We start from the raw sequence: 15,426 nt of genomic DNA on the forward strand, positions 1-15,426 counted from the left end.
AGGCGTTAAATTTCCATAATGATAGGCAGAATCATCGGGCGACGTTTTGTTTTTTCAAATAAATATTGATTTAGCGAATCGCGGATATCCTGCTTCAAGGTGGACCAATCGAACACTTGTCTCGATGCTGCTTTTTTGACGATTTCCGTAACGATTCCTGCCGATTCGGTCATTAGCTTTTCAGATTCCCGGATATAAACAAACCCGCGTGAAATGATTTCCGGTCCGGCGGCAATTGTTTTGTCGCGACGATTCAACGTTACAACCACAATCAAAATGCCGTCCTGTGATAACAATCGGCGGTCCCTCAATACGATATTGCCGACATCACCGACTCCGCTGCCGTCAATGAGGATATTCCCTGCCGAAACCTTGCCGGAAAGACGGATTTTATCCGGATTGACCTCAATCACGTCGCCTTTTTCGGCAATTATAATATTCTCTTTAGAAAGTCCTGAGGCTATGCCGACCTTAGCGTGTGCATGAAGCTGGCGGTATTCTCCATGGACGGGAATCAAATACTTCGGTTTGATCAGATTGATCATCATTTTCAGCTCTTCCTGGCTGCCGTGCCCGGAAACATGGACCCGATTGGGCCCTGAAACAACGTTGGCACCAGCCCTGTAAAGCAAATCAATTGTTTTATATAAAATGACTTCTCCGCTCTTAAGAGGCGAGGCGGCAATCAAAACAGTATCGCCGGCTTTAATATTGACCTGTTTATGCGTTTGCTTCGCCATTTTTTGCAAGGCGGCAATGGGTTCGCCCTGATGCCCTGTGGAAAGGATGACAATCTTGTTATCCGGAAAATCGCTGATTTCCGTAATCGGAATGATCATTTCTTCGTCAACCTTTAAATACCCCGCTTTTAATGCTGTCTCATAAACACGCTTTAGGCTCTTGCCGTCTACGGCCAATTTTCTGCCGCTGAATGCCGCAGCATTAAAAACATGTTGGATACGATTAATATTCGAGGCAAAGCAGGTAACGATGATTCGCCCGTTAGCATTGTAAAATGCATCGCCCATATCCTTCGCAACGAGCGCTTCAGAAGGAGTATAACCCGGTTTTTCGGCTCCGGTGCTGTCAGATAGCAGACAAAGCACGTCTCCTTCCCCTATTTTGGCCATCTCCCCAATATCAGGCTTGTACAAATCTGCAGCAGCCTGATCGAATTTGAAATCACCGGTATAGACGATCGCCCCTTCAGAGGTATGGATAACAATTCCTACCGAATCAGGAATACTATGGTTCGTTTTAAAGAAAGAGACGTCAGCGTTCGGGAACTTTAATCTGGAATGAGACTCCACTTCAATGAATTCTGCATTTCCCTTAAAGTCATCTTCGAGCAATTTTGCTTTTGCCAGCCCGATTGTCAGCTTGGTTCCGTATACAGGAACACGCAAATACTTCATAACATATGTCAGTGCGCCCATATGATCTTCATGGCCATGGCTTAAAAATATACCCTGAAGCCGTTCTTTATTTTCGATTAGATAAGTAATATCCGGGATGACCGCATCTATCCCCAACATCTCTTCTTCCGGAAACATCAGGCCTGCATCCAGCAGAAAGATATCGCCATACACTTCTGCAACATACATGTTTTTCCCGAGTTCACCTTGTCCCCCAAGAGGAATGATTCTTATGCCTTTATTCTGTTCTTTTGTCAATGGTATTTCCTCCTTAGAAAAATCCGTTCAAAACTCCAATTGATTTCATTATACCTGATGCTAAAAAAACATGACAACTTATTCAATTTTCAAGATCTTTTATTTCGTTAGAATCAGCTATTTTCAATACCATTTTTCCCGTGTTCCGCTCTAATCAATTTCTTTATCACAATACTTATCCCCCTTCGGCTCGCTCCTAGCTAGTAAAAGTATAATGGCAACAGGCGAGTATTGGGAAGGAGTATTTTTAATTTTCAGCCTTCTTTTATAAGCATCTAAAAAGCCAATCATCGAATGATTGGCTCTTAGTGTTATTTAATTAGCTCATTTAGTGTGACTCTTTCTTGCTCTGTAAGCGGAATGAGCGGCAATCTGACAGATCCTACATCCATTCCTTTCAATTGCAAGGCTGTTTTTACTGGAGCGGGGTTTGGCGCTGCAAACAGCCCTTCCATGACCGGCAATAAGCTTTGGTGAAGCTTTGCCGCTTCTTTATGGTTGCCTTGCAGGAATTGATCGATCATTGCCTGCATTTCTTTGCCGATGACGTGTGAGGCGACCGATACGACTCCAACTCCGCCGATGGATAGCACAGGAAGCGTAATTCCGTCATCACCGCTGTAAAGCAAAAAGTCCTCATCAGTGCCTGCAACGATTTCCGTCATCGCATTTAAATTCCCACTTGCTTCTTTAACAGCGACAATATTAGGGATCTGCGAGAGCCTGATAACTGTTCCTGGTTCGATATTAACCGTCGATCTTCCCGGAATGTTGTAAATCATAACTGGGAGGTCAGTGCTTTCAGCAATCGCCTTAAAATGCTGATACAGCCCTTCCTGACTTGGCTTGTTATAATACGGAGCTACGAGCATAATGGCATCCGCACCGCTTTGTTCAGCCTTCTTCGTCAGCTCGATGGAAGCATACGTATTGTTGCTGCCAGTACCCATTGTGATAGGAACCCGCTTTTCAACAACTTTAACAACATGACGGAGCAGGGCCATTTTTTCTTCTGTAGATAAGGTCGGTGATTCGCCTGTTGTTCCGGCAAGCACGAGTGAATCCGTGCCGTTTTCGATTAAGTAATTCACCAGCTGGGTCGTTTTCGTAAAATCAATATTTCCCTTTTTGTCAAAAGGAGTAACCATCGCGGTTGAAACTCTTCCAAAATATACCATATCAAACACCTCTTGATTTATTAGACAATCATTAATCCGTTATGCGGTGATCCACCGCTTCTATATGCAGCTCAAAGGTATTGTGCAGAGAATTCACTGCTTCCACTAGGTCATCTTCTTTTACAAGGACCCAGATCGTTGTATGGCTGTCCGCCGATTGAAGAATACCGATCCCTTTCTCAGAAAGCGCGGTAACGATTTTCGCTGCCACACCGGGAACACCATTGATTCCTGCACCTACTACTGATACCTTGGCGCAATTTTTTTGAATCGCAGGTTCATACCCGAGACTCTTCAGGATTTCTATCGCGCGTGCAGTCATTTCATCGGTTACGGTGTAAATGGCCGCATTAGGCGAAATGTTGATGAAGTCAACGGATATGGACGCATTTGCCATAGCCTGGAATACTTCCGCTTGAAGATCGTACTGGTCCTTTTTTGCGGTCACTTTAATCTGAGTGATTTGTGAAACATGGGCTATTCCAGTAACTAAGCGTTCACGAATGTCGCTGCCTTGGTTATCCCTGTTAATCGTCGTTACAAGCGTGCCCAGCTCATCTGTATAAGTTGAACGGATTCTGATCGGTACTTTTGCCTGCATGGCGATTTCTACGGCACGCGGGTGGATGACTTTTGCCCCCTGATAGGCCATGTTGCACACCTCATTGTAGGTAACTACTGAAAGCGGACGAGCGTTCTCTGCAATCCTTGGGTCTGCAGTCATGATACCGTCCACATCCGTGTAGATATCAACCCATTCGGCCTTGAGGGCCGCCCCAAGGGCAGCTGCGGATGTGTCGCTGCCTCCGCGGCCAATCGTGGTAACATCGCCATTTTTCGCGGCTCCCTGAAAGCCGGCCACAACGACTACTTCCTGGTTTTCAAGCTCTTTCAAGATACGCTCGCTTTTCATTTCTATTATTTTTGCACTTGTATGCTCTCCATTAGTCCGGAATCCGGCCTGTGCTCCTGTATACGCGGTTGCTTTTATCCCATTCACAAGCAACATATTTGTAAAAACGACAGTAGAAATGGTTTCTCCTACCGATAAAAGCAAGTCCTGCTCTCTTTTCGAAATTTTGCTGTCAGACCCGTTTACAAGCGAGTACAGCGTATCTGTCGAGTAAGGTTCGCCTTTTCTGCCCATGGCCGATACGACGACTACCACTTTGAAGCCATCACTTATTGCTTTTTTGATATGCCTTAATGCGTGCGATCTGCTTTCTTCATCCCGAACCGAAGTTCCACCGAATTTCTGAACGATGATTTTCATAGAAACACCTCAAATATAAGTCAGCGACGAATCGCTGACCATGCTTTTCCTGTAGTATTTATTTTACTGAGACTAATCCTAATTTTAACAGGCTTTCGGCGATTTGTACTGAATTCCATGCTGCCCCTTTGAGGAGGTTATCGGAAACAACCCATAAATGAAAGCCTTTATCTTGATCCAGGTCTTTCCGGATTCTACCCACAAAAACGTCATTTTTACCAACTGCATCTGCAGGCATCGGATAAACCTGGTTTTCCGGATCATCCTGCAAGACAACGCCTGGTGCCGTTTTTAGCAGCTCTTTAAGCTGTACTGCGGTGACTCGTTCGCTTTCTACTTCAATATAGACCGATTCTGAGTGTCCGGTAACGACAGGCAGACGGACGCACGTAGCCGCAACGGGAAGCTCCGGCATATGCATGATCTTCTTCGTTTCATTAATCATCTTCATTTCTTCAAAGGTGAACCCGTTGTCTTGGAATTTATCAATTTGCGGAATCACGTTAAAGGCAATCTGGTAATGCTTTTTGTCGCCTTTAACCGGTAAAACGGACGCCTCGGGTGCTTCTTCGTTCAAAATGGCCTGAGACTGGCCTTTCAATTCTGCGATAGCAGCGGCCCCGGCACCTGAAACGGCCTGATAAGTCGACACGACCACTTTATCGAGGCCGTATTTTTTTCTGATCGGCTCGAGAGCCACGACCATTTGTATCGTAGAACAGTTCGGGTTGGCGATGATGCCATTGTGCAGCTTCAGGTCTTCCTCATTCACTTCAGGAACCACAAGCGGGGTATTCTCGTCCATGCGGAAAGCGCTCGTATTATCGATCACAATAGCTCCGCGCTTTACCGCTTCGGGAGCAAACTCCTTTGATATGCTGCCTCCTGCGCTGAATAAAGCAATATCAATTCCCTCAAAGCTTTCTGGCTTTGCTTCCTGGACTTCGATTTCTTCGCCTTTAAATGATATCTTTTTCCCCGCTGAACGTGCCGAAGATAACAGGGTTAATTTCTTTATCGGCAAATCTCGCTTTTCTAGCGTTGCGATCATTTGCTGGCCTACCGCACCGGTTGCTCCTAAAACCGCGACATTCAATCCGGATAATTGTGTCATCAAAAACATTCCCCTTTTCAAAAAACCATACAGATTTATAATCTATCGTTTACGTATTTTTTACTATACTTTCAAGAATATCATATATCTTATCATATTAGAATGTGAAAGAATCAAACTTTTGTGTTAAAAATTTCTGCAAAAGGCTGTATGGTTTTTTAGGAGAAAGGAAAGCCTGCACCATCTATCTGCATAAGTACAACGGCATCTGATCGCCGCCTTCAGAACGCTTGCCAATCGGTGGGTTTTCTTTACTGTCTTTTTCTTTAGGAGGGGTCTTTGTATCTCTCGACGAGAACAGGCTGGATCTGCTCACCCTTAAGCGCGTGAACGATCGTCTCCCTTACCATGCCCATCCTTGCCACCATGGAGTTTGGTTTCTTATCCGGATCATCCTGACCATATGGCACAAAATAAACATCTTTTGCAGCCATTAGTCTCATCAGATTAACTCCGTTTAAGCCAAGAGCATCATTTGTTGAAATCCCGAGAACAACCGGACGGTGGTTTCGCATGGTTGCTTTAGCGGCCATCAATACAGGGGAGTCAGTCAATGCATTGGCCATCTTGCTCAATGAATTACCGGTTAACGGGGCAATTACCATGCAGGCAAGTGGCATTTTAGGACCAAGAGGCTCTGCTTTAACCATCGTATCGATTACGTGATGGCCTGTTAGCTTTTCGATTCTATCGATCCAGTCCTCGCCCTTGCCAAATCTTGTTTCTGTATTTTTTACCGTTGCAGTGACGATTGGAATCACCTCGACGCCTTCGTTTACCAATTTCTCGATTTCCGGAAAAACGATATCATAGGTGCAATGGGAACCAGTAAGTCCAAAGCCGATTCTCTTCCCTTTCAAAGTCATGACGTTTACCCCTTTCTTTTTTTCATATCTTCTCTAATGAGCTGTGCAAGTACATTGGCTAATATCTTCCCTGCTGTTTTGGGAGCGACAATCCCAGGTAGTCCCGGGGCGAGCAGGGCCTTGATTCCCCTTTTTTCCGCGTAACGGAAGTCAGTGCCCCCCGGTTTTGAAGCAAGATCGATTAAAAGCGTATGGACGGGCATGTTCGCCAGTACTGATGCGGTTACAATTTGTACCGGGATTGTATTTATGCATATATCCACGTCTCTAACCGCTTTGGAGAGCTCATCCAGATGGAAAGGGTCCATCGCCATTTCAGTTATTCTGGCGAGGTCCTCGCTCTTTCTTGCGCCAACCTTTACCTTTGCGCCTATCGCTTGGAACGTCCTGGCAACACTCATTCCTGTCCGGCCGAAACCAAGAACGACCACATTTGAACCATGGATGGTAAAGTCAGTATGCTGGATGGCCATCATGATGGTCCCTTCTACAGTAGGGATGGAATTATAAATCGCCACATCATCTCTTTCAAAGAGTTGAACGAGCCGCCGTTTTGTTTTTTTGATAATTGCATTTAAATAATCATTGCTGATTCCGGAATAAACCGTACAATGTGTTGGGGTTTTTGAAAGGATTTCCTCAGTGATGTATACTTCTTCATTGGAAAAGATTGTTTCAACCTTTCCTTCAGTATTTGTACCCGGAACCGGCAAAATGATCGTGTCAATATCAGATAAATTGAGTTCACTCAACTTTTCTTTTATAGCGCCTGAAAAGGAGTGGTCCAGCTGTTCAAAGCCTACCAATGATAGTTTGGCATCAAGCTCTGTGAGTTTGCGGACTACCTCCAGCTGGCGAGCGTCTCCGCCTATCACCGCAATATGCATGCCTGTCAGCATTAAGCTGTCACCTTCTTTTATTGAGAGATATCAAAATTCAGGTTTTTACCTTCACATCTTATGTTTTTTTCACGGGATAGGTGAATTGTTTCAGGTTTTCGATTTACTTTTGGACAGTATCTCGATTAGATTAAGAAGATAAATGCATAAAAAAAACGCCTCCGAAAAGGCGGTTCAGGTGGTTGCTGATTAGATTTATCCCTTTTTTATGGTTATTAATCCGGGAATTTTATTTTTTGCGGCAATTCCTGCTCGGAATACGGTTGATGTTCCGGTATATCGATTATAATCATATCTGTTCCGATTTTTTTTATATGCTTCCATGGGACACGGATTTCATTTCCATTCCGCTTCAGCCCGAACCATTTCACAGACGGGATAATCAGCGCTGTAATCTGACCGCTTTCATTTATTTCAAGATCTGTCTGCCCGAGAACGCCAAGGCGCTCCGCTCTTTTCACATCAACGATTTCTTTTCCGCTAAGTTCACTAAGTCTCAAATCAAAGTCCTCCTCCTCTTTTATCTTTACTAATCTATATCCTTAAATTCAATGGATTAGAAGTACATTCGTCATACAAAAGAAGTAGGTGAACTTAGAAAAGCGCAAGCGCCCTGGAAGTAAGGAAGAACGACTAAGACCACCACATCGTTATGTCTTCGTCGTTCTGACCCACATCCTGTGGGCCTCCGACAGGCATAAGACGAACCGCGAGGAGGCGTTCCTAAAGTGAAACAGCGATTTGGCTTATGACCCGAGGGGCTGGGCGCTGTAGCTAGACATCTGTCAAAGTTAAAAAGTTATACTATCTCTTATCTTCAAAAAAAGACCTCGCTTTCCTAAACAGGAGAGCAAGATCCTTTTATTATTTTTTCCAATCATCCAGCGGGCTGATTAAGGAAGAAGAGTAGTTATCTGAAAAAATTTGATTGGCAAGCGTATTGACGCTATCCTCCGTAACTTCATCAATCATTTCGACGATTTCGTCGAGTGATTTATGCTTTTCAAGCAACAACTCATTTTTGCCGTTCCTGCTCATCCGGCTGTTCGTGCTTTCCAAGCTGAGCATTAAGCTTCCTTTAAGCTGTTCTTTGCTGTTTCTCAGTTCTTTCTCGGTGATTCCCTCTCGTTTGAGGGTCGTCAGCGTTTCCTGGATCGTTTCATACAGGCTATCGAGCTGGTTCGCACCCGTGCCTCCATAAATCGTAACCAATCCGCTGTCCTGATAACCGGAATGGTAAGAGTATACGGAATAAGCGAGGCCTCGCTGTTCCCTGACTTCTTGGAATAGGCGGCTGCTCATGCTCCCACCGAGGATATTGTTGAGCACGATCAAGCTATACACGTCTTGATGGCCAATTTGCAGCCCTTCAAAACCAAGACATAAATGCGCCTGTTCTGTTTCTTTCTTCCGGGAAAGCTTGTTTTGATGAAAGCCCGGTTTGATAAGCTTAGCATTTTTATTGCTTCCGCCCTCATAGGAACCGAAGTAGCCTTCTACTTCTTTAATCAGACTATCGTCCACATTGCCGGCAATCGAAATGATTACCTTGTCTGGGGTATACATATCGTGTACATATTTTTTCAGTGATTCGCTATTAAACGTATTAAGCGTTTCTTCGGTACCTAAAATCGGAAATCCGAGGGGATGCTTTTCATACACTGCCTGGCTCAATAAATCATGAACGATATCATCGGGAGTGTCTTCATACATTTTAATTTCTTCATAGACAACATTCTTTTCTTTCTGTAACTCTTCTTCATCAAAAGTAGAGTTAAAGAACATATCCGAGAGGATTTCCAAGGCGTAGCTCGCGTGGTTGTCAAGGACCTTCGCGTAATAGCAAGTATACTCCTTTGAAGTAAATGCATTAACCTGGCCTCCAATGCTATCGAAAGACTCCGCGATTTCCCGAGCATTGCGATTGGCCGTGCCTTTAAAAAACATATGTTCTAAAAAATGCGATATTCCATTAAGCTCCGGCGTTTCATTGCGTGATCCCGTTTTTATCCAAATCCCGATAGCTGCCGAACGAACCGTTGGAATATTCTCAAGTACAATCCGAGCTCCATTTTGGCAAGTATATTTCTTAATCAATTAACATTCCTCCTAGTTCTTTGCTGAGGTATAGCGAAATTTAATGAACGATTCTTGTTTCTTCAAGTGCTTCCGATACCGTCACAATATGAAGATTTTTCTTTTTTATTTCCTTAATCAGCGTTTCTAAAGAATTGGCCGAGGATTCCGTAGGATGCATTAAAACGAATGCTCCCGGATGTACCTTTGAAAGTACCCGGTTCGTCAATACATCAGGACTTGGCTTTTGCCAGTCGATTGTATCAACGCTCCACATAATCGTTCCCATCCCTAATGAATCAGCTATTTCTACCGTTTCATCCCGATAACTGCCGCTCGGCGGCGCAAACCATTTTGGTTTTTCTTTCGCTTCTGTAACAGCCATAATGACTTCACTCGTTTTCTGTATTTCACTTTTAGAAGCTGAAGAGGAAAGTGTTTTCATATCGGGATGTGAGTAGGAGTGGTTGCCGATTTCATGGCCCCCTTCCGCAATCATTTTGGCGAGCATCGGATTATTTTTGGCCCATCTGCCTTCAAGAAAAAAAGTCGCTTTTACGTTCGTTTTTTTCAAGGTAGTAAGCATCCCCTGCAAATATTCATTTCCCCAAGCTACATTTACTAAAAGAGATACAACCGGTTTCTCCGGGTGTGCTCGATAAATCGGCGCCGGCTCGAGATCGCTTAGATGAGTTTCAGGTGAAACCTGTTTGTATATCAGTTTCTTCTCATCGAATCCACCGGACTTTTTCATGGCATGGTACGAAGCCTCAATATCGACTTTTACCCCATTATAACCCGGGACCCCTTTCCAGATCGGGTCGATTTTGGCATCGCTGGGGGGTGCTTCATATCGGCTTGCCTTATTGTCTATTTCCAAATAAAGAGTATCCTTTTGAGCCGATACGGAAGCTGCCTCTTCTTTTAGCACGATCAAATAATGATTTGTATAAGGATTTTGCACTAATAACCATGATATACCTGCAATGGCACTTATCGCAACTATCTGCTTCCATTTATTATTCATTTTTCCTGCCTCCTTCATACAAAATCTATGAAGGAAGTGGACAAGGTAGAACATAAGGCATATGTAGAAAGCATAAAAAGGCATGCGTAACCGCATGCCGATTCATTCTGTCTTTATCAGCCTTGAGAATTGTTGGCTGCCTCTTTTTGCTCTTTCAAAACAGCTTTGCGGGACAGGTTGACTCTGCCTTGTTTGTCGATTTCCGTAACCTTTACAAGGACTTCGTCGCCAATCGCCACGACATCCTCAACCTTGCCAACTCTTTCCTCGGCAAGCTCGGAAATATGGACAAGGCCATCCTTGCCATTGAAGATTTCCACGAACGCGCCAAATTTCTCGATGCGTTTTACTTTACCAAGATACATTTGCCCGACTTCAACATCACGAACGATATCTTCGATGATTTTCTTCGCTTTTTGATTCATTTCTTCATTTATGGAAGAAATGAAAACAGATCCATCTTGCTCGATATCGATTTTTACGCCAGTTTCTTCAATGATTTTGTTAATTTGCTTCCCGCTTGGTCCGATCACATCACGGATCTTATCAGGATTGATTGTCATTGTGAGAATTTTTGGAGCATATTGGCTCAACTCTACACGGGGCTGTTCCAAGGTTGCCATCATCGAGTCAAGGATGTGCATACGTCCTCTTTTTGCCTGTTGAAGAGCTTCTTCAAGTATTTCTCTCGAAAGACCTTCAATCTTAATATCCATTTGGAGAGCGGTAACGCCCTTGGCAGTCCCGGCCACTTTGAAGTCCATGTCGCCGAGATGGTCTTCCATGCCCTGGATATCAGTCAGGATGGTATAGTATTCACCAGACTTAACTAAACCCATGGCAATACCGGCAACCGGCGCCTTAATCGGCACACCCGCATCCATCATCGCAAGCGTACTTGCGCAAATGCTGGCCTGTGAAGTAGAACCATTTGATTCAAGTACTTCTGATACCAGTCTTACTGTGTAAGGGAAGTCCTTTTCAGCTGGAAGGACTGGTTCGAGCGCTCGTTCGCCCAAAGCACCATGCCCGATTTCACGGCGGCCCGGCCCTCTCATCGGCCCTGTTTCACCAACGCTGAATTGCGGGAAATTGTAATGATGCATAAACCGCTTCGATTCTTCCGTTCCGAGCCCGTCCAAAATTTGCACATCGCCCATCGCGCCTAGCGTGCAAATCGAAAGTGCCTGAGTCTGGCCGCGGGTGAATAAACCGGAACCATGTGTGCGTGGCAGCAAACCTACCTCGGAAGAAAGCGGTCTGATTTCATCCGGGTTACGACCGTCCGGACGTACTTTTTCTTCCGTGATAAGACGACGCACTTCCGCTTTAACGAGCCTGCTTAAAATTTCTTTCACTTGCTTTATTGTATGTTCATCTGCTTCTTTTTCTTCAAACTGGGCAATCACGCGATCTCTGACTTCTTTAATCGCATCTTCCCGCGCATGCTTTTCCTGAACTTGTACGGCCTTATTAATGTCATCTTCACAGAGTGATTTAACTTGCGCTTCGATCTCCGCATCCACTTCATAAAGAGCGATAGTCGTTTTTTCTTTACCAACTTCCGCGATAATTTTTTCCTGGAATTCGATCAATTTCTTGATTTCTTCATGGCCAAACATGATTGCTTCGAGCATTACTTCTTCCGTAACTTCATTGGCACCGGCCTCAACCATGTTAATGGCATCCTTCGTGCCGGCAACCGTTAAATTGATATCGCTTTGCTCCAGCTGCTCGACAGTCGGGTTGATAACAAATTCATTGTTCACCCGGCCGACGACAACGCCGGCAATCGGTCCTTCAAATGGAATGTCAGAAACCGTAAGTGCAAGTGAAGATCCGAACATGGCCGCCATTTCAGTTGAGCAATCCTGATCCACGCTCATCACGATGCTAATAACCTGGACTTCGTTACGAAATCCTTCCGCAAATAGCGGACGGATTGGACGGTCGATCAACCTGCTTGCCAAGATGGCTTTCTCGCTAGGTCTGCCTTCACGTTTAATAAAGCCGCCGGGAATCTTCCCTACAGCATATAATCTTTCCTCATAATTCACCGTCAGAGGAAAAAAGCTTAAAGGCTTTGGTTCTTTTGAAGCTGTTGCTGTACTTAAAACAGCACTATCCCCATATCTTACAAGAACCGCGCCGTTAGCTTGCTTGGCCAACTGGCCGACCTCAACAGTCAGGCTTCTGCCGGCCCAGTCGAATGAATAAGTTTTCTTTTCCTGTGCCATTCTTTGATAAACCCCTCTCTACTTCTTCGCTTTCGGGGCCTGGTATTACACCTGAACCCTTTTGATCCAACGATTATATATGTCAATGTTGTTAAAAACAATTAATAAACAAGCTATCCCTATTATGCACGAAAAAAACAAGTGTTAACAGCGCTAAGGGATTGATTATGTAACAAACGGCTGTCTATGACAGAATATAAAGCTAACAAAAAAGCGGGAAATTTCCCGCTTTCTTGAAAGATTATCGACGCAAACCTAATTTAGTGATAAGTTCACGGTAACGAGTAACATCTTTATTACGTAGGTACGTCAATAGATTACGACGCTTACCTACCATTTTAAGTAGACCGCGACGTGAGTGGTGGTCTTTCTTATGAACACGCAAATGGTCGTTCAAATTGTTGATATCTTCTGTGAGGACAGCAATCTGAACTTCTGGTGATCCAGTGTCAGCGTCATGAGTTTTGTACTCATTGATTAGTTCGTTTTTACGTTCTTGCGTAATAGCCATCCGTTTCACCTCCTAAGATTTCGTTAAAATCCCCAATTACCGAGCCAGCGTCGGAGACTCGACCAGCCAAGTAACGGTTATTTTCATACAATTAATAGAATACATTGTTTTGCGGTTGATTGCAAGTGTAAACAAAAGGTTTATTAACGCAAACTCGCTGATTGACAAGTCTTATAAGGCGACTATCAGGTCCAGTTGCATCAAGACAGATAGGAAAGCTTCTTCTTTCCTAGCCGCCAAAATAAGCCTGTGCATCTGTTTTATCCGCGTCAATCTGCTTGATGAGCTCTTCAATTCCATTGAATTTCTTCTCGCTTCTCAACCGTTTATGCCATTCTATTTCGACTTCTTCATCATATATCTCTCCGCTGAACGACAAAATATGGACTTCAACCGAAGGATGTTCCGGGCGTTTTTCATGGAACGTCGGTTTATAACCGACGTTGCAAACCCCATCATACCACTTGTCCTGTATGCTAATGCGTACAGCGTAGACCCCTGTGGATGGGAATAGATAATTGTCGCTCACTTGTATGTTGGCGGTCGGAAAACCGAGCTGACGCCCTCTCTTTTCACCGTGTATAACAATTCCGCGCGTCGTATAAAAGCGGCCAGACAGCCGATGAAATTCGGTGAAGTCTCCATTTTCAAAGATTTTCCGAACTCTTGTTGAACTGACCTTTTCATCTTCTAACGTTTGCTTTTCAACGATTGTCTGAGTAAAACGGCCTCCGGAATGAAACGGGAGAGTTTCCATCGTTCCCTTGCCGTATCGGCCATATGTGTAATCAAAGCCAGCCACAATATGGCGGACATTGAGCTTGATTAAATAATCGTCGACAAATTCCTGAGGATACAGAGAGGCGAATTCCTCTGTAAAATGAATGATGAATAAGTAATCCACACCTAAATCGGCTATGTATCCTGTTTTATCCTGTATGGGAGTAATATAGCGTACATGTTGCACATTCTTACCCAAAACAGCAGAAGGATGAGGGTCGAATGTCATGACAGCCGAACTCATTCCTCTGCTTTTCGCTGTATCGACAGCGGTATGAATCACTTTTTGATGCCCTTTATGCACACCGTCGAAGAAACCGAGTGCTATCACGAGGGGTGGGAAATCCTCGCTGTTAAAATGGTGAGGATGCTCAATTGCGATCACTTTCACGGTCTATTCTCCTCTTTCTACCGGAAAACTTATATTTAACCCTGTATTAGAACCTTTACAGGCTTGATTAGATTTTCTTTATTCGAATGAATTTGATAAATGGCTAACGCCTTTTGCCTAGCATCAACCATCACAAAAGGAATACCTTTCCCAACCGGCAAATCGGCCGGCTGCTCCATAACGGCGCCATTTTCCACTTTCTTTGCTACTTTATCATTTATATGGTATTTGGGCAAATGTAAAAGCCCTCTTTCTAATGGCAAAAACAGCTCCTCTTGCTGCCCCGCAGCCATCAGTTCTTCCACTTCCTCAAGGGTTTTGCAGTCATCCCTTGTAAAACCCGCAGACTCAATCCGTGAAAGATCAGACATATGCGCCGGGAAACCGAGCATTTCCCCTATCATGACAGCAAGCGTTCTGATGTAAGTTCCCTTGCTGCAGCTGACCCTAAACCGAAACGAGATCGTTTCACCTGTAAATTCCTGCCGATCATCGAGCAAAACAAGTTCATGGATGGACACCTTCCTTGTCGGCCGTTCTATGATAAGACCAGCTCTTGCATATTCATAAAGCTTCTTGCCATTTACCTTTACTGCCGAATACATCGGCGGGGTCTGTTCGATTTCTCCAGTTAAAGAAGATAGGATTTGAAGGATACGTTCCCTCTTGATCGGGCTAGAGATCCCTTTCTCTTCTACCTTTTCTCCGCTGGCATCCTCGGTAGTTGTCGAGTAACCAATTGTCACTTCACCCTCATAGGCTTTGCCTGCTTCTGTTATGTATTCGGCTATTTTCGTAGCCCGGCCGATGCAAATCGGCAAAACACCGGTTACATCGGGATCCAGCGTCCCGGTGTGTCCGACCTTTTTTGTTTTGAGAATCTTTCTAAGTTTAAATACGCAGTCATGCGACGTCATGCCTTTAGGCTTCCACAATGGCAATATCCCTTCCAAGCCTTCCACCTCTTTACTTGTTTACTTTTCGGTCAAAAAAAAGATAGACAACGAATGTCTATCTTCTGATGCTATTCCTCGTCCTTTTGAGAAGGTTTCTCTTCCGCATGGATCTGATGAATGAGTGTGTCAATTTTATTTCCGTAAGAAATGGATTCATCAAATTCAAACGCAAGTTCGGGAGTTTTGCGAAGGCGGATTCTTTGTCCAATTTCAGAACGGATAAATCCTTTTGCCTTGGCAAGACCCTTAAGCGTGTTTTCTCTTTGCTCTTCATCGCCAAGCACCGATATATAGACGGTAGCTTGTTGAAGATCGCCGGTAACCGCAACATCCGTTACCGTTACGAAGCCGATCCGGGGATCCTTAATCTTGCGGCCGATGATCTCACTCAGCTCTTTTTTCATTTGTTCGCCAACACGATTCGCACGAAGGCTCATACAATCAC

At 44.4% G+C, this 15,426-nt stretch carries 14 protein-coding genes; all 14 read right to left on the reverse strand.

Going from position 1 to position 15,426, the window contains the following annotated elements:
• Positions 1 to 5 precede the first annotated feature (5 nt).
• The 14 genes from LQ216_RS11775 to rbfA all read right to left on the reverse strand — a co-directional run bounded on the left by LQ216_RS11775 (position 6) and on the right by rbfA (position 15,418).
• Positions 6 to 1,673: a ribonuclease J gene (locus LQ216_RS11775; RefSeq protein WP_230129490.1), complete on the reverse strand. Its 1,668-nt coding sequence runs from the start codon at positions 1,671 to 1,673 to the stop codon at positions 6 to 8.
• Positions 1,674 to 1,984: 311 nt separating this feature from the next.
• Entirely contained in the window at positions 1,985 to 2,851 is an 867-nt protein-coding gene (gene dapA, locus LQ216_RS11780; protein ID WP_230129491.1) for a 4-hydroxy-tetrahydrodipicolinate synthase, read from the reverse strand.
• A 31-nt stretch (positions 2,852 to 2,882) separates the two neighbouring features.
• Entirely contained in the window at positions 2,883 to 4,124 is a 1,242-nt protein-coding gene (gene dapG / locus LQ216_RS11785) for an aspartate kinase (protein ID WP_230129492.1), read from the reverse strand.
• A gap of 58 nt (positions 4,125 to 4,182) precedes the next feature.
• Positions 4,183 to 5,238, reverse strand: a complete 1,056-nt coding sequence (gene asd / locus LQ216_RS11790; RefSeq protein ID WP_230129493.1) for an aspartate-semialdehyde dehydrogenase — start codon at positions 5,236 to 5,238, stop codon at positions 4,183 to 4,185.
• Between the two features lie 266 nt (positions 5,239 to 5,504).
• Entirely contained in the window at positions 5,505 to 6,104 is a 600-nt protein-coding gene (locus tag LQ216_RS11795; protein ID WP_230129494.1) for a dipicolinate synthase subunit B, read from the reverse strand.
• Positions 6,105 to 6,109: 5 nt separating this feature from the next.
• On the reverse strand, positions 6,110 to 7,003 hold the full coding sequence (gene dpaA, locus LQ216_RS11800; protein ID WP_230129495.1) for a dipicolinic acid synthetase subunit A: 894 nt from the start codon (positions 7,001 to 7,003) through the stop codon (positions 6,110 to 6,112).
• A gap of 215 nt (positions 7,004 to 7,218) precedes the next feature.
• Positions 7,219 to 7,503: a YlmC/YmxH family sporulation protein gene (locus tag LQ216_RS11805; RefSeq protein WP_230129496.1), complete on the reverse strand. Its 285-nt coding sequence runs from the start codon at positions 7,501 to 7,503 to the stop codon at positions 7,219 to 7,221.
• Between the two features lie 364 nt (positions 7,504 to 7,867).
• Complete coding sequence (locus tag LQ216_RS11810) at positions 7,868 to 9,100, reverse strand: pitrilysin family protein (protein WP_230129497.1); 1,233 nt, start codon at positions 9,098 to 9,100, stop codon at positions 7,868 to 7,870.
• 40 nt (positions 9,101 to 9,140) lie between these two features.
• Positions 9,141 to 10,106: a polysaccharide deacetylase family protein gene (locus LQ216_RS11815; RefSeq protein ID WP_230129498.1), complete on the reverse strand. Its 966-nt coding sequence runs from the start codon at positions 10,104 to 10,106 to the stop codon at positions 9,141 to 9,143.
• A 116-nt stretch (positions 10,107 to 10,222) separates the two neighbouring features.
• Positions 10,223 to 12,343: a polyribonucleotide nucleotidyltransferase gene (gene pnp / locus LQ216_RS11820; RefSeq protein ID WP_230129499.1), complete on the reverse strand. Its 2,121-nt coding sequence runs from the start codon at positions 12,341 to 12,343 to the stop codon at positions 10,223 to 10,225.
• A gap of 241 nt (positions 12,344 to 12,584) precedes the next feature.
• Complete coding sequence (gene rpsO, locus LQ216_RS11825) at positions 12,585 to 12,854, reverse strand: 30S ribosomal protein S15 (RefSeq protein WP_230129500.1); 270 nt, start codon at positions 12,852 to 12,854, stop codon at positions 12,585 to 12,587.
• Between the two features lie 229 nt (positions 12,855 to 13,083).
• Positions 13,084 to 14,025, reverse strand: a complete 942-nt coding sequence (gene ribF / locus LQ216_RS11830; RefSeq protein ID WP_230129501.1) for a bifunctional riboflavin kinase/FAD synthetase — start codon at positions 14,023 to 14,025, stop codon at positions 13,084 to 13,086.
• Between the two features lie 35 nt (positions 14,026 to 14,060).
• A complete protein-coding gene (gene truB / locus LQ216_RS11835; RefSeq protein WP_230129502.1) occupies positions 14,061 to 14,978 on the reverse strand; it encodes a tRNA pseudouridine(55) synthase TruB in 918 nt (305 codons plus the stop codon).
• A 71-nt stretch (positions 14,979 to 15,049) separates the two neighbouring features.
• Positions 15,050 to 15,418, reverse strand: coding sequence for a 30S ribosome-binding factor RbfA (rbfA, locus tag LQ216_RS11840; RefSeq protein WP_230129503.1), 369 nt, complete (start codon positions 15,416 to 15,418; stop codon positions 15,050 to 15,052).
• Positions 15,419 to 15,426: the final 8 nt, after the last annotated feature.

This window comes from Bacillus sp. CECT 9360 (genome assembly GCF_918741275.1).
Classification (GTDB): Bacteria; Bacillota; Bacilli; order Bacillales; family DSM-1321; genus Peribacillus.

Bases quoted from the DNA above. Each gene is read 5' to 3' on its own strand.
- dapG (WP_230129492.1), bottom strand. From the start codon at position 4,124: ATGAAAATCATCGTTCAGAAATTCGGTGGAACTTCGGTTCGGGATGAA.
- rpsO (WP_230129500.1), bottom strand. From the start codon at position 12,854: ATGGCTATTACGCAAGAACGTAAAAACGAACTAATCAATGAGTACAAA.
- pnp (WP_230129499.1), bottom strand. From the start codon at position 12,343: ATGGCACAGGAAAAGAAAACTTATTCATTCGACTGGGCCGGCAGAAGC.
- dpaA (WP_230129495.1), bottom strand. From the start codon at position 7,003: ATGCTGACAGGCATGCATATTGCGGTGATAGGCGGAGACGCTCGCCAG.
- rbfA (WP_230129503.1), bottom strand. From the start codon at position 15,418: ATGAGCCTTCGTGCGAATCGTGTTGGCGAACAAATGAAAAAAGAGCTG.
- LQ216_RS11795 (WP_230129494.1), bottom strand. From the start codon at position 6,104: ATGACTTTGAAAGGGAAGAGAATCGGCTTTGGACTTACTGGTTCCCAT.
- dapA (WP_230129491.1), bottom strand. From the start codon at position 2,851: ATGGTATATTTTGGAAGAGTTTCAACCGCGATGGTTACTCCTTTTGAC.
- asd (WP_230129493.1), bottom strand. From the start codon at position 5,238: ATGACACAATTATCCGGATTGAATGTCGCGGTTTTAGGAGCAACCGGT.
- LQ216_RS11815 (WP_230129498.1), bottom strand. From the start codon at position 10,106: ATGAATAATAAATGGAAGCAGATAGTTGCGATAAGTGCCATTGCAGGT.